A 13,411-nucleotide genomic window follows, 5' to 3' on the forward strand; every position below is an offset into this window, starting at 1 on the left:
GAGCCATCTTCTGCCGATTGATCCATAGCGTCCAAGACCGATATACAATGCCTCGCATAAGTCCTGCCTATAGATGGTGAGCCCCATGCTGCTGCGACATTTGCGATATCTGCTGGCCGTGGCCGATCACGGCGGATTCACCCGGGCGGCGGAGGCGTTGCATGTGTCGCAGCCGACCCTTTCGCAACAGATCCGCCAACTGGAAGAAAGCCTCGGGGTGAATCTGTTTGATCGCACTTCACGCACCGTTAGAGCCACCGATGCCGGCGAGGCCTACATCGAATGCGCACGGCGCGTGCTGTTGGAGCTGGAGGCAGGCAAGCGCGCGTTGCATGACGTGAAGGACCTGTCCCGTGGCAGCCTGCGCCTGGCTATGACCCCGACGTTCATGGCGTATCTGGTCGGGCCGTTGGTGCGTGACTTTACGGCGCGCTATCCGGGTATTCATCTGCAGATTTTCGAGTTGTCGATGGACGATATCGAAGCGGGGCTGGCTGACGATTCGCTGGATGTTGCGATTGCCTTTACGCCGGTGCGCAACCCGGACATCGAATGCATTCCGGCGTTTACCGAAACCCTGGGGATCATGGTCGGGCGGGAGCATCCGTTGTACGAAAGCACTTCGGTGCTGAAGGCGAGTGACCTTGCGCACCTGGATTTCGCCTTGTTGGCGCCGGACTTCATCACCCGGTTATCGATTGATGAGTATTTTCGTCAGCAGGGGATCACGCCGCAGGTGCGGATCGAAGTGAACTCGGTGAGTACGTTGCTGGAAGTGGTGCGGTATTCGCCGATGGCGACGATGTTGCCCGAAGCGATTGCCAGCGAAGACCGGGCGTTGCGTCGCTTGAGCGTCGAGAACGAAGCGCCGCAGCGTGGGGCGGCGTTGTTGCGGCGGCGCAATAATTATCACAGTGCGGCGGCGGTGGCGTTCATGAATCTGGTACTGCAAAGCCATTGACATCTCACTGTAGGAGCTGCCGAAGGCTGCGATCTTTTGATCTTGATCTTGATCTTAAAAAACAAGATCAAAAGATCGCAGCCTTCGGCAGCTCCTACACGGAGTTTTAGGGAGCAATAAAAAGGGCCTGCTCCTTATAGGAAGCAGGCCCTTTTATTTATTGAAGTTGTAAATCAGTAGAACCGGTCAATCACCCGAACTTCGTTCTTGTTCTGCATCGAATCCCACGCCTGTTTCAGCGTCTGCAGGACATTGCTGATGAAGTCCTTGTCGGCCGCAGCTTTCTTGCCGACATAACCGTGGCCGCGGCGGTACATCTTCAGGCGGGCCAGCAGGTTCTGGTGGCTGCGGTCGAATTCTTCTTCACCAGCGTGGGGCGACAGGCAGTCGATTTGCACCTGACCCGACTTGCTGATCCAGAGAATGTGGCTGTCGTGGCTGTCTTTTTGCGCAGCGAACATACGAGCCAGTTCTTCGATAGTAGGTTGATTGTTCAGATTCATGATGTTTGCCCCTTGACCAGTCTGGTGATCTTTCAAAGTTGATTCGCTAATACAGGTAGCCCATCGGTTAGTTGATCCCTGGCACCGAAACCAGGACGTCAGCGGTCGCCCGTGTGAAGTACGGGGTCATGCGTCTGTTGCATGTAGTCGTGTTGAATAACTGCTACGCAATAGCGTCACAACGAGGAGAAGCAGCGAAAACCGGGAGGCTCCTTGACGACGTTTTCAGGGTCGACCACAAGCGTCTTGAGAATTTTCGCCAGCGCTTCTCGTCCTTGTACTGGACGTTCAGGCCAGGTCAGCTTCTTCAATCTGCCTTGTGGGCAGCGTGTATCCGGAAAAAACAACTCGGCGGTCAGACGAGTTTGCTCAAGCGTGTTACCGATGTTCCCGATCGGGGAACGTCTTCATCATGCAAAAGCAAAACGGTGCCGTCAACGGTTTTGTAGTGATTATTTTTGTTCACTACATATTGTCGGACAAAGCGTTTTTGGAATGAGAAAGTTCCGTTCAGGCAACGGAAGCGGGGGCGCGCAGGACGTAGAAGGTGCAGGGGTAACCGTCCACGGTGCGCTGCTGGCGGGTGACTGCGCCGCCAGTCAATTCGGGGATCAACCTGGCCCAGAAGCGCTGCGCAGGCAGGTTGGCGTCGATGTGGAAAATCTGCCATTGACCGGGCAGACGGCTCAAGAGGGCAGAGACGACAAACTGCGCGACGCCTTGGCCACGAAAGCGTCGGGTGAGGAATAAGTAGCCGATGTTGTGTTCGGCACCGTCGATGTGGGTGTCGTCATCCACGGTCACGAAGCCGGCCAGTTCACCGTCGACGCGGATCAGGAACGGTTGGGTCGCAGGGTTACCCCAGTAGTTGTCTTTGAGCTGAATGCTGAAGAAACCATGTTCGCCGAGCTTCAGCGGTAGCCATTGGCTGAAGTCGTACATGTAGAACTGCATGAGGTTTTCGATGGTTTGCAGTTCGTCGCGGTGGGCGGGGTGCAGTTCGATGGTGGGCATGTTCAATGAACTCCAAAAGGGAGACTTAAGAACCCTGTGGCGAGGGAGCTTGCTCCCGCTGGGGCGCGCAGCGGCCCTAAAGCCTGCAATCGCAATGTTTCAGATAGACCATAGTTGCAGGTTTTGCGACTGCTGCGCAGCCGAGCGGGAGCGAGCTCCCTCGCCACAGCAGCTCAGCAGGTTTGAGTTATTTGGCGGTACGCTTGGTTGCACTGGTTGTTTTGCTTCGGGTCGATTTGCGTTTCTTCTTCCACGGCGCCGCAGCCTTGCCGGCCGGTGGCGGGCCGCTGATGGTCAGGCTCAGCGCGGAACAGCGGCTGACCTGTTTGCTCATCCACGCCGCCTGTTTGGTGACGAACTCTTCCAGGCTCATCTCGCCGCTCTGCACCATGTCCAGCGCCTGTTCCCAGATGGCGGTGGTGCCGGGATCGGCAATCGCCCGGGGCACGGCGTCGATCAGGCTGAACGCCGCCGGGGTCGCGGCCAGCGCCTTGCCGTTCTTCACCAGATAGCCGCGATCCAGCAGACCCTGAATGATCGAGGCGCGCGTCGCTTCGGTGCCGATGCCGGTGGTGTCCTTGAGTTTCTGTTTGAGCAGCGGATCTTCCACCAGTTTGGCAACGTTCTTCATCGCCTTGATCAGATCGCCCTCGGTGTAGGGCTTAGGCGGCTGGGTCCACAGATCCTTGAGGTTCACGCCGGCTACGGCGCAATCGATACCCTGGCTCAGCGCCGGCAGGGTTTGCGGGGCGGGTGCTTCACGACCCTTGGCCGGGGCGAGGGCTTCGGGCAAGGCGCGCTTCCAGCCCGGCTCGATGATCTGCTTGCCGACCGCGCGCAAGGCTTCACCGGCGCAATCGAAATCGGCCTGGGTGCGATCGTATTCGTGGTTGGGCAGAAATTGCGCCAGATAGCGCGCGCGAATCAGGGTGTAGACCGCCCGGTGCTTACCGCTCAAGCGCTCGAGATTTTTCGCCGCCGCTGTGGGGATGATGCCGTGGTGGGCGCTGACCTTGGCGTCGTTCCACGCCCGTGAGCGGCGCTGTGGGTCGAGATGACCGTTCAGCGCGTCAAGGCTCGGGTCGGCCTGACGCAGTGCTGCGAGTATCCCCGGTGCCTCGCTGTGCTGGCTCAGCGGCAGGAAACCGCAATCGCTGCGCGGGTAGGTGATGACCTTGTAGGTTTCGTAGAGGGCCTGGGCAATGTCGAGGGTTTCCTGGGCGCCGAGACCGAGTTTCTTCGAGCAGACCTCCTGCAGGGTGCCCAGATCGAATGGCAGCGGTGCCACTTCACGCATGCGTTCGGTGCGCAATTTGACCACCCGCGCACTGGCGGCGCTGTTCAGAGCGGCGGCTGCCTGCTGGGCCAGTGCCTGATTCAGACAGCGATCCTGATCGTCGCAAACGTCCGAGGGCGAACGCCATTGCGCAGTGAACGGCGTGCCGTCGTGCAGCAGTTGCACATCGATCGCCCAATACGGCACCGGCACAAAATCGGCGATGCTGCGGTCACGATCCACCACCAGCCGCAGTGTCGGCGTCTGCACCCGACCGACGGGCAGCACACCCTGATAGCCGGACTGCCGGCCCAATAGCGTAAACAGACGACTCATGTTCATGCCGATCAGCCAGTCGGCCCGCGAGCGCCCCAGTGCCGAGTGATACAGGCTGAAGGTTTCCGCCCCCGGCTTCAGCGCGGCCAAAGCCTTGCGAATCGACGCTTCATCCAGCGCCGACAGCCACAAGCGACGGATCGGCCCGCGATAGCGGCAGTGCTCGACCAGTTCCCGGGCAATCATCTCGCCCTCACGGTCGGCGTCGGTGGCGATGATCAGCTCGCTGGCCTCGCCCAGCAGGCGCTTGACCGCCTTGTACTGGCTGGCGGTGCGCGGCTTGACGGTCATTTTCCATTTGTCGGGAATGATCGGCAGATCCGCCAGCACCCAGCGCTTGTAGCGCGCGTCGTAGGCATCCGGTGGTGCTGTTTCCAGCAGATGGCCAATGCACCAGGTCACTGTGACGTCCGTTCCCAGCCAACAGCCGTCGCCCCGACGCCTGGCGCCGAGCACGGCCGCAATGTCTTTGGCCTGGGAAGGTTTTTCACAGAGGTACAGCCGCATAACCACCGTCGTCGATCAGTTCACTGGAGGTGCACAGAATGGCCGCAGTTGGCGCCCGGAGCAACTTTTATCTGTATGGATATACAGATCAAAACATTGCCGGGAATGACCGGAATTACCGGGACGTCGCGCGCGGCTATCGAGAAATCGATTGGCAGGGCAGTTGACGCTCGTGTCAGGTTCACCGGGCTTCTTAGAAACGCGAGTGAGCGGACGATCTCGCCAGTGGATTGCCGTGCCCGACGCGTACTGCCAACTCTGAAACAAGGAAGTCCCACCATGGCTCAAGCCAAAGCGAAAACCAGCAGCGCCTATGATCAAGTGAACGCCTTCAGCCATCTGTATGACCGTGGCGTCGGCCTGGTGAACGGCAAACCGTCGTTCACCGCCGACCAGGCAGCCGACGAAATCCTGCGCAAAAACCTGTCGTGGCACGACAAGAACGGTGACGGCAAAATCTCCCTGACCTACACCTTCCTCACCGAGAAACCGGCGAACTACAACCCCAACCTCGGCAACTTCAGCCAGTTCAGCGCGCAGCAGAAGGCTCAAGCCGTGCTGGCCATGCAATCCTGGGCCGACGTGGCCAAGGTGACCTTCACCGAGGGCAAGGGTGGCGACGGCCACATGACCTTCGGCAACTACGACGTCAGCACCGGCGGCGCGGCGTTCGCCTATCTGCCGAGCGGCGGCAGCTACGACGGTCAGTCGTGGTACCTGATCAACAATCAATATCAGGTCAACAAGACCCCAGACACCAACAACTACGGGCGTCAGACCCTGACCCACGAAATCGGCCATACCCTCGGCCTGTCGCACCCGGGCGCCTACAACGCCGGCAACGGCAACCCGACCTACAACGACGCCAAGTACGCCGAAGACACCCGTGGCTACAGCCTGATGAGCTACTGGAGCGAAGCCAACACCGACCAGAACTTCAGCAAGGACGGCAGCGGCGCCTATGCCTCCGCACCGTTGCTCGACGATATCGTTGCGGTGCAGAAACTCTACGGCGCCAACTATGCAACCCGCGCCGATGACACCACCTACGGTTTCGGCTCCAACGCCGGCCGCGATTTCTACAGCGCGACATCGGCGGCGTCGAAAGTTGTGTTCTCAGTGTGGGACGGTGGCGGTAACGATACGCTGAACTTCTCCGGCTTCACCCAGAACCAGAAGATCAACCTCAATGAGGGGGCGTTCTCTGACGTTGGCGGGCTGGTCGGTAACGTGTCGATTGCCTATGGCGTGACCGTGGAGAACGCGGTTGGCGGTTCGGGCAATGACCTGCTGATCGGCAACTCGGCGGTCAACGTTCTGCATGGCGGTGCCGGCAACGACATTCTCTACGGTGGCGGCGGCGGTGATACGTTGTGGGGCGGTGAGGGCGCAGACACCTTCGTCTTCGGCGCAGCCAGCGATTCGACCAACAACCAGCCGGACTGGATCATGGATTTCAAAAGCGGCCTGGACAAGATCGACCTCTCGGGCATCGCCGGTTTCGCCACGGGTGCGGCCACGCTGAACTTCGTCAGCAGTTTCACCGGTCATGCGGGCGATGCGATCCTGACTTATTACGCGCAGAGTGGTCAGACCGGGCTGCTGATTGATCTGACGGGGCAGGGTGAGGTTGACTTTGCCGTCGGTGTGGTGGGGCAGGCGGTGGCGACTGATATCGTGGTTTGATGCCAGAAGAGTAGCCCTCACCCTAACCCTCTCCCAGTGGGAGAGGGAACCGATCGGGGGATGCTGAAAACATGCACCGACCTGATAGCACTTCGCTGAATCCATAATCGATGAAGTACTTTCAGGTCGGTGTAGAACGAAAGACACCTCCGCAGGCTCCTTCTCCCTCCGGGAGAGGGCTGGGGTGAGGGGCCTTGGCCGTTCGGCTGCAAAATCATCACCTGCTCAACAGATGGGCTATACCTGAACCGGTCTCTGCGCCGTATTCAGGAGAAACCCCCATGAGCACCACCGGCCTCAACCCCGTCATCACCCTCGAAGAACTCCCCGGTTGCCTGCTGGTGAAATTCCACGGCATCCAGGTCGCGGCGTCCTCGCATGTGCTGGTCCTCCATGAGGCCAACTACCCGCCGGTGTACTACGTGCCCCGCGAGGACATCGACGAGAAATACTTTGCCCGCACCGATCACACCAGTTATTGCCCGTACAAGGGCGATGCCAATTACTTCAGCCTGCAGGTGCCGGGGCATGAGGGGGCGAATGCGGTGTGGACTTACGAGAAACCGAAGATCTCAGTCGATGCGATCAAGAACTATGTGGCGTTTTATCCGGATCAGGTGAAGTTTGAGGTGATCAAGGCGGATGCCTGACACGCAAGTCTGTGACCGAGTAAATCACCTGTGGCGAGGGAGTTCGCTCCCGCTGGGTTGCGAAGCGACCCTAAACACAGTGCATCAGATACACCAGGGTTACAGGTTTTGCGACTGCTTCGCAGCCGAGCGGGAGCAAGCTCCCTCGCCACAGGTAAGCTGAGTTGATCTGGAATCAGTTCTTGTCCAGGTCGATATTCTTCGTCTCCCGCAGACAAATCATTCCCACCACCAGGCTCACCCCGGTAATCAGCACCGGGTACCACAGCCCATAGAAAATATCCCCGGTGTACACCACCAGCGCGAACGACACCGTTGGCAGGAAACCGCCGAACCAGCCGTTGCCGATGTGATACGGCAGCGACATCGAGGTGTAGCGGATGCGCGTCGGGAACAGTTCGACCATCAGCGCCGCCAGCGGGCCGTAGCACATGGCCGAGATGATGATCAGCGCGACGATCAGCGCCACGATCATCGGTTTGTTGATCTGTTGCAGGTCGGCCTGTTGCGGGTAGCCGGCGAGGGTCACCGCGCCGCGCAGGGCGGATTCGTCGTAGCCGTCGATTTTCACGTCGCCGACGCTCACCTGCACGCCGCTGCCGGCCGGGGCGGCGACGCTGGAGTAGGGCAGGCCCTGCTTGACCAGGAAGGTCTTGACCTTGTCGCACGGGCTGTCGAATTTGGCCTTGCCCACCGGGTCGAACTGGAAGGTGCAGGTGGCCGGATCGGCCAGCACGGTGATCGGCGCCTGACGGCTGGCCTGATCGATTGCCGGGTTGGCGTAATGCGCCAGGGATTTGAAGATCGGGAAGTACAGCGCGGTCGCCAGCAGCAGGCCGAGCATCAGCACCGGTTTGCGTCCGACCTTGTCCGACAGCCAGCCGAAAATGATGAAGAACGGCGCGCCGATTACCACGCTGATGATCAGCAGGCTGTTGGCAACTGCCGGGTCCATTTTCAGGAACTGGGTGAGGAAGAACAGCACGTAGAACTGCGCAGCGTAAAAGGTTACCGCTTGCCCGGCGTTGATGCTGAACAGCGCGATCAGCACAACCTTGAGGTTCTCCCATTTGCCGAAGGACTCGCGGATCGGCGATTTCGAGGCTTTGCCTTCCTCTTTCATTTTCAGATACGCCGGCGACTCGTGCAGGCTCAGGCGGATCCAGGTGGAAATGCCCAGCAGCACGATCGACAGCAGGAACGGAATGCGCCAGCCCCAGACTTCAAACTGATCGCCAGTGAAGTAGCGGCAACCCAGCACCACCAGCAGCGACAGCAGCAGGCCGAGGGTCGCGGTGGACTGAATCCAGCTGGTGTGGAAGCCGCGTTTGCCGATTGGCGCGTGTTCCGCCACATAAGTCGCGGCGCCGCCATATTCACCGCCCAGCGCCAGGCCCTGGAGCATGCGCAGCACCACCAGAATGATCGGTGCGGCAATGCCGATGCTGGCGTAGGTCGGCAACAGGCCGACGCAGAACGTGGCGATGCCCATCAGGATGATCGTGGCGAGGAAGGTGTATTTGCGCCCGATCATGTCCCCCAACCGACCGAACACCAGCGCCCCGAACGGCCGCACGATAAACCCGGCGGCGAAGGCCATCAGCGCGAAGATGAACGCCGTGGTGTCGTTGACCCCGGCGAAAAACTGCTTGCTGATCACCGCCGCGAGGGCGCCGTAGAGGAAGAAGTCATACCACTCGAACACCGTCCCTAGGGACGAGGCGAAGATGACTTTCTGCGTGGCATTGCTGGTGCTGGCGCCGCTCGCGGCGTCCAGCGGCTGAGCGTGTTCTGACATGTCGGTATCCCTCACAGTGATTGTTTTTGTTGTTCCACTGGTGTTGCGCGCTGCCTTGAACGAATTACACGGTCCCCTGTAGGAGCTGCCGAAGGCTGCGATCTTTTGATCTTGTTCCTGATCTGAAAAAGCCAAAGGCAAAAGATCGCAGCCTGCGGCAGCTCCTACAGGGTTTGGGCCAGTTCTGGGGTTGCTGTGCAGCTCCTGGTCGGTGGGTTGAGGATCATCTGCGCCGCCTTCTCGGCAATCATCAGCGTAGGCGAACAGGTGTTGCCCGAGGTGATGCGCGGCATGATCGAGGCGTCGGCGATGCGCAGGCCGGGCACGCCATGCACGCGCAGTTGCGCATCGACCACCGCTTCAGCGTCATTGCCCATGCGACAGGTGCCGACCGGATGGAAAATCGTAGTGCCGATGCGCGCCGCTGCTTCGTGCAGTTGTTCTTCGCTTTGCAGGCTGTCGCCGGGCAGATACTCCACCGGTTTGAACGCTTGCAGGGCCGGGGCGCTGACGATGCGGCGGGTCAGGCGGATCGCGTCGGCGGCCACACGCAGGTCTTCGGGATGGCTGAGGTAATTCGGTTGAATCAGCGGTGCTTCCCGCGGGTCTGCCGAACGGATGTCGATGCGCCCACGGCTCTGCGGACGCAGATCACACACCGACGCGGTGAGCGCCGGAAAGCTGTGCAGCGGCTCGCCAAAACGCTCCAGCGACAGCGGCTGCACGTGATACTCAAGGTTCGCCGAGGTCTGCTCCGGCCCGGATCGGGCAAACGCTCCGAGCTGACTCGGCGCCATCGACAACGGCCCGCTGCGGTCATACAGATAACGCAGGCCCATGCCCATCTTGCCCCACACGCTGCCGGCGATCTGATTCAGGGTCCGAGCGTTCTGCAGTTTGTAGATCAGGCGCAGTTGCAGGTGATCCTGCAGATTGCCGCCGACCCCCGGCAGCTCATGAATCACCCCGATGCCGAGACGCTCCAGCAACGGACGCGGGCCGATCCCGGAGCGCTGCAGAATGCTCGGCGAGCCGACGGCACCTGCGCAGAGGATGATTTCCTTGCGCGCCTTGAAGCTTTTCACCTGGCCTTCGTGACGCGCGCTGACTTTCGACGCACGACCGTTTTCCAGCAGCACCCGATCCACTTCAACCCCGGTCAATACCGTCAGATTGGCCCGCTCGCGAATTGGTTTGAGAAACGCCTTGGCCGCGTTCCAGCGTACCCCGGCCTTCTGGTTGACCTGAAAGTAGCCGCAACCCTCGTTGTCACCCTGGTTGAAGTCGTCGATGCTGGCGATGCCGCTCTGCTCGGCAGCGCTGCGAAACGCGTCGAGAATCGGCCATGACAGGCGCTGTTGCTCGACGCGCCATTCACCCTTGGCACCGTGAAACTCAGCGGCGCCGGCAAAGTGATTTTCGCTCTGCTTGAACAGCGGCAGCACGTCGTTCCAGGCCCAGCCCGGATTGCCCTCGGCGGCCCAGCCGTCATAGTCGCCGGCCTGACCGCGCATGTAGATCATGCCGTTGATCGAGGAGCAGCCACCGAGCACTTTGCCGCGTGGGTAGCTCAAGCTGCGGCCTCGCAGGCCGGGCTGCGCTTCAGTCTTGAAGCACCAGTCGGTGCGCGGGTTGCCGATGCAGAACAGGTAACCCACGGGGATATGAATCCAAGCATAGTTGTCGCGTCCGCCGGCTTCGAGCAGCAACACCCGCTGCTGTTTATCCGCCGACAGTCGATTGGCCAGCAGGCACCCGGCGGGGCCGGCGCCGACCACGATGTAGTCGTATTCTTCAAGGGAAGTCTGCATTCCCTGACCTCGCTTTTTGTTTTTATTGTCGAACACTCTAGTTGTTAGCTTTCGTTAAAAGAATGTTAGTTTTTGCGCAGCCGCTGTGCGTTTTCAAACAGCCTGGACTGACGATAGCTGACAAGGACACCCCATGTTCGACTGGAACGACTTGCGCTTCTTTCTGGAGTTGCAACGCAGCGGCCGCTTGCTCACCGCCGCCCGGCGCTTGAACACCACCCACGCCACAGTGGCCCGGCACATCGAGGCCATCGAAAAAAGCCTCGGCACCGCGCTGTTCGTCCAGCACGCCCAAGGCTATGAAATGACCCCGGCAGGCGAGGCGCTGCTCAAGCACGCCGAAGCCATGGAGAACGTCGCGCTGCTGGCCCAGGAAGAAATCACCCAGTCCACCGCACCGCTGGGCAAGATCCGTGTCGGCGTCACCGAAGGGCTGGGCATCAAGTTTCTCGCCAGCCGCATGATCGGCCTGTTCGAACGTTATCCGGGGCTGGAAGTGGAACTGGTCGCCGTGCCGCGCTTCGTCAGCATCCTCAACCGCGAGGCGGAAATCAGCATTCATCTGGAACGCCCGGCGGCCGACATGCTGGTCACGCGCAAGCTCACCGACTATCGGTTGGCGCTTTACGCCAGCCAACGCTACCTCGACAACGCACCGCCGTTGCGCAGCCGCGAAGACCTCGCGCGGCATGCGTGGATCGGTTATGTCGATGATTTGCTGTTCAGTCAGGAACTGATGTTCCTCAACAGCTTCTGCCGCAGTCCGCGCGTGGTGTTCCATAGCACCAGCGTCATCGCCCAGCAGGAAGCGGCGCGCTCGGGATTGGGCATTGCCGTGCTGCCTTGCTACATGGCCGCGTCGGATCCGGATCTGGTGGCGTTATTGCCGGATGACAGCATCGAGCGCAGCTACTGGATCAGCACCCGGCGCGAGCTGCACAAGTCGGTGCGGCTGCGGGTGGTCTGGGATTATGTCGTCGGCCTTTGCGAGGCGGAGCAGGGCCTGTTGCGCGGATAGTCATGCCCCGCACAAATCCCCCTGTGGGAGCCAGCCTGCTGGCGAAGGCGGTATGTCTGTGACATAGGAATCGACTGACACTACGCGGATAGTTCTGCTTGCATAAAACCCTGTGGGAGCGGGCTTGCCCGCGATGGCGGTGAATCAGCCAATGGTGATGTTGAATGTCAATCCGTCATCGCTGGCAAGCCAGCTCCCACAGGTTCTATGCCGTTACTGGAGTTGAATAATATATGGATATCCGTATATTTGGTTTTCCATATGTTCGAGCCCGCACCCCATGCTCACCCCCACCGAACTGTTCAAAAGCCTGGCCGACGAAACCCGTGCCCGCGCCACCTTGCTGATTGCCGAGCAGGGTGAGCTGTGTGTCTGCGAGCTGATGTGTGCCCTCGACGACAGCCAGCCGAAAATCAGCCGCCACCTCGCGCAACTGCGCAGCAATGGTTTGTTGCTCGATCGCCGTCAGGGCCAGTGGGTCTATTACCGGCTCAATCCGGATCTGCCGGATTGGGTTCACCAGATCCTCAAGATTACCGCGACGGCCAACGCCGATTGGCTCAAGGACAATGCCTGTCGCCTGCACAACATGGACGGCCGTCCTGCCCGCGAAACCACGTGCTGCTGAATTTCAACTATCCCCGGAGCTATCCATGCGTGTCCTGTTCATGTGCATGGCCAACAGTTGCCGCAGCATCCTTTCCGAAGCCATGTTCAATCATCTGGCGCGCGAGGGTTTCGAGGCGGTGAGCGCCGGCAGTTTCCCAAAAGGCCAGGTGTTGCCGCGCAGCCTGACGACGCTGCAACAGGCCGGTATCGCTATCGACGGTTTGTACAGCAAAGGCAACGACGCCTTTGAAGGCAACCCGCCGGACATCGTCATCACTGTCTGCGACAAGGCAGCCGGCGAAACCTGCCCGGTGTACTTCGGCCCGGCGATCAAATGCCATTGGGGGCTGGAAGATCCCTCCGATGTGACGGGTGACGAGGCCGCAGTGGATGCGGCATTCCGTGCCACGCTGGCGACCATCGAGCGGCGCTGCGCAACTTTCCTCGGTCTTCCTTTCAAATCACTCAGCCGCGTTGAGCTTCAGCGCGAACTGGATCGCATCGGCTCCCTCTGAGTCGGAGGACGTATGTCAGAGCACCTGCCCAATCTTGATCACAGCCTGTTCCAAGGCCGGATCACATCACCTTCGCACGAACACAAACCACGCATCCTGCTGCTCTATGGTTCGACCCGCGAACGTTCCTTCAGCCGTCTGCTGGTGGAGGAGGCCGCACGCTTGCTGGAGCACTTCGGCGCCGAAACGCGCATCTTCAATCCGTCCGGTTTGCCGTTGCCGGACGACGCCCCGGTCGATCATCCCAAAGTCCAGGAACTGCGCGAGCTGGTGCTGTGGTCGGAAGGTCAGGTCTGGTGTTCGCCGGAACGCCACGGTGCGATGTCGGCGGTGTTCAAGGCGCAGATCGACTGGATTCCGCTAGAGCTCGGCGCGGTGCGTCCGACCCAGGGCAAAACTCTTGCGGTGATGCAGGTCTGCGGCGGTTCGCAGTCGTTCAACGTGGTCAATCAACTGCGCGTGCTGGGGCGCTGGATGCGCATGTTCACCATCCCCAATCAGTCTTCGGTGCCCAAGGCGTTCACGGAATTCGACGAGGCGGGGCGGATGAAACCGTCAGCGTTTTATGACCGCGTGGTTGATGTGATGGAAGAGCTGGTGAAGTTCACCGTGCTGCTGCGCGAGCGCCAGGATTTTCTAGTGGATCGCTATTCCGAACGCAAGGAGAGTGCCGAGCAACTGATGGCGCGGGTCAATCAGCGCTCGATCTGAAATGCACAAACCTTCT

At 60.2% G+C, this 13,411-nt stretch carries 12 protein-coding genes; 7 read left to right on the top strand and 5 right to left on the bottom strand.

Features of this window, described 5'->3' with window-relative positions:
* Positions 1–85: 85 nt before the first annotated feature.
* Positions 86–961, top strand: coding sequence for a transcriptional regulator CynR (cynR, locus tag ABV589_RS25515; RefSeq protein ID WP_367084144.1), 876 nt, complete (start codon positions 86–88; stop codon positions 959–961).
* Positions 962–1,134: 173 nt separating this feature from the next.
* Here cynR and ABV589_RS25520 read toward each other — a convergent pair whose 3' ends face one another.
* The 3 genes from ABV589_RS25520 to ABV589_RS25530 form a co-directional block, all read right to left on the bottom strand.
* Positions 1,135–1,464: a hypothetical protein gene (locus ABV589_RS25520; protein WP_367084145.1), complete on the bottom strand. Its 330-nt coding sequence runs from the start codon at positions 1,462–1,464 to the stop codon at positions 1,135–1,137.
* 510 nt (positions 1,465–1,974) lie between these two features.
* Positions 1,975–2,478 (bottom strand): GNAT family N-acetyltransferase, encoded by a 504-nt coding sequence (locus ABV589_RS25525; RefSeq protein WP_367084146.1) that lies wholly within the window; start codon positions 2,476–2,478, stop codon positions 1,975–1,977.
* A gap of 187 nt (positions 2,479–2,665) precedes the next feature.
* On the bottom strand, positions 2,666–4,597 hold the full coding sequence (locus ABV589_RS25530) for a DNA topoisomerase III (RefSeq protein ID WP_367084147.1): 1,932 nt from the start codon (positions 4,595–4,597) through the stop codon (positions 2,666–2,668).
* Between the two features lie 279 nt (positions 4,598–4,876).
* Here ABV589_RS25530 and ABV589_RS25535 point away from each other — a divergent pair, with 279 nt between their 5' ends.
* Together ABV589_RS25535 and ABV589_RS25540 are read left to right on the top strand one after the other, a co-directional pair.
* Positions 4,877–6,283 carry a serralysin family metalloprotease gene (locus tag ABV589_RS25535; protein WP_367084148.1) on the top strand — a complete coding sequence of 469 codons (1,407 nt, stop codon included), beginning with the start codon at positions 4,877–4,879 and terminating at the stop codon, positions 6,281–6,283.
* A 281-nt stretch (positions 6,284–6,564) separates the two neighbouring features.
* Positions 6,565–6,933, top strand: a complete 369-nt coding sequence (locus tag ABV589_RS25540) for a DUF427 domain-containing protein (protein WP_098964421.1) — start codon at positions 6,565–6,567, stop codon at positions 6,931–6,933.
* Positions 6,934–7,108: 175 nt separating this feature from the next.
* On the opposite strand, the gene ABV589_RS25545 is transcribed toward ABV589_RS25540, so the two are convergent.
* Both ABV589_RS25545 and ABV589_RS25550 read right to left on the bottom strand, forming a co-directional pair.
* Positions 7,109–8,731 carry an MFS transporter gene (locus ABV589_RS25545; RefSeq protein ID WP_367084149.1) on the bottom strand — a complete coding sequence of 541 codons (1,623 nt, stop codon included), beginning with the start codon at positions 8,729–8,731 and terminating at the stop codon, positions 7,109–7,111.
* Positions 8,732–8,895: 164 nt separating this feature from the next.
* Entirely contained in the window at positions 8,896–10,542 is a 1,647-nt protein-coding gene (locus ABV589_RS25550; protein ID WP_367084150.1) for a GMC family oxidoreductase N-terminal domain-containing protein, read from the bottom strand.
* Between the two features lie 133 nt (positions 10,543–10,675).
* On the opposite strand from ABV589_RS25550, the gene ABV589_RS25555 reads away from it, so the two are divergent.
* The 4 genes from ABV589_RS25555 (at position 10,676) to arsH (ending at position 13,395) form a co-directional block, all read left to right on the top strand.
* Positions 10,676–11,560: a LysR family transcriptional regulator gene (locus ABV589_RS25555; protein ID WP_045122518.1), complete on the top strand. Its 885-nt coding sequence runs from the start codon at positions 10,676–10,678 to the stop codon at positions 11,558–11,560.
* Between the two features lie 280 nt (positions 11,561–11,840).
* Positions 11,841–12,188, top strand: a complete 348-nt coding sequence (locus ABV589_RS25560) for a metalloregulator ArsR/SmtB family transcription factor (protein WP_367084151.1) — start codon at positions 11,841–11,843, stop codon at positions 12,186–12,188.
* Between the two features lie 25 nt (positions 12,189–12,213).
* The gene (locus ABV589_RS25565; RefSeq protein WP_367084152.1) at positions 12,214–12,684 is read left to right on the top strand and encodes an arsenate reductase ArsC; all 471 of its coding nucleotides are present in this window, start codon (positions 12,214–12,216) and stop codon (positions 12,682–12,684) included.
* A gap of 12 nt (positions 12,685–12,696) precedes the next feature.
* Complete coding sequence (gene arsH / locus ABV589_RS25570) at positions 12,697–13,395, top strand: arsenical resistance protein ArsH (protein WP_367084153.1); 699 nt, start codon at positions 12,697–12,699, stop codon at positions 13,393–13,395.
* Positions 13,396–13,411: the final 16 nt, after the last annotated feature.

The organism is Pseudomonas sp. HOU2, from assembly GCF_040729435.1.
Classification (GTDB): Bacteria; Pseudomonadota; Gammaproteobacteria; order Pseudomonadales; family Pseudomonadaceae; genus Aquipseudomonas.

Excerpts from the sequence above, each read along its gene's own strand:
- ABV589_RS25540 (WP_098964421.1), top strand. The coding sequence starts at position 6,565 with ATGAGCACCACCGGCCTCAACCCCGTCATCACCCTCGAAGAACTCCCC.
- ABV589_RS25555 (WP_045122518.1), top strand. The coding sequence starts at position 10,676 with ATGTTCGACTGGAACGACTTGCGCTTCTTTCTGGAGTTGCAACGCAGC.
- arsH (WP_367084153.1), top strand. The coding sequence starts at position 12,697 with ATGTCAGAGCACCTGCCCAATCTTGATCACAGCCTGTTCCAAGGCCGG.
- cynR (WP_367084144.1), top strand. The coding sequence starts at position 86 with ATGCTGCTGCGACATTTGCGATATCTGCTGGCCGTGGCCGATCACGGC.
- ABV589_RS25530 (WP_367084147.1), bottom strand. The coding sequence starts at position 4,597 with ATGCGGCTGTACCTCTGTGAAAAACCTTCCCAGGCCAAAGACATTGCG.
- ABV589_RS25565 (WP_367084152.1), top strand. The coding sequence starts at position 12,214 with ATGCGTGTCCTGTTCATGTGCATGGCCAACAGTTGCCGCAGCATCCTT.
- ABV589_RS25550 (WP_367084150.1), bottom strand. The coding sequence starts at position 10,542 with ATGCAGACTTCCCTTGAAGAATACGACTACATCGTGGTCGGCGCCGGC.
- ABV589_RS25520 (WP_367084145.1), bottom strand. The coding sequence starts at position 1,464 with ATGAATCTGAACAATCAACCTACTATCGAAGAACTGGCTCGTATGTTC.
- ABV589_RS25535 (WP_367084148.1), top strand. The coding sequence starts at position 4,877 with ATGGCTCAAGCCAAAGCGAAAACCAGCAGCGCCTATGATCAAGTGAAC.
- ABV589_RS25525 (WP_367084146.1), bottom strand. The coding sequence starts at position 2,478 with ATGCCCACCATCGAACTGCACCCCGCCCACCGCGACGAACTGCAAACC.
- ABV589_RS25560 (WP_367084151.1), top strand. The coding sequence starts at position 11,841 with ATGCTCACCCCCACCGAACTGTTCAAAAGCCTGGCCGACGAAACCCGT.
- ABV589_RS25545 (WP_367084149.1), bottom strand. The coding sequence starts at position 8,731 with ATGTCAGAACACGCTCAGCCGCTGGACGCCGCGAGCGGCGCCAGCACC.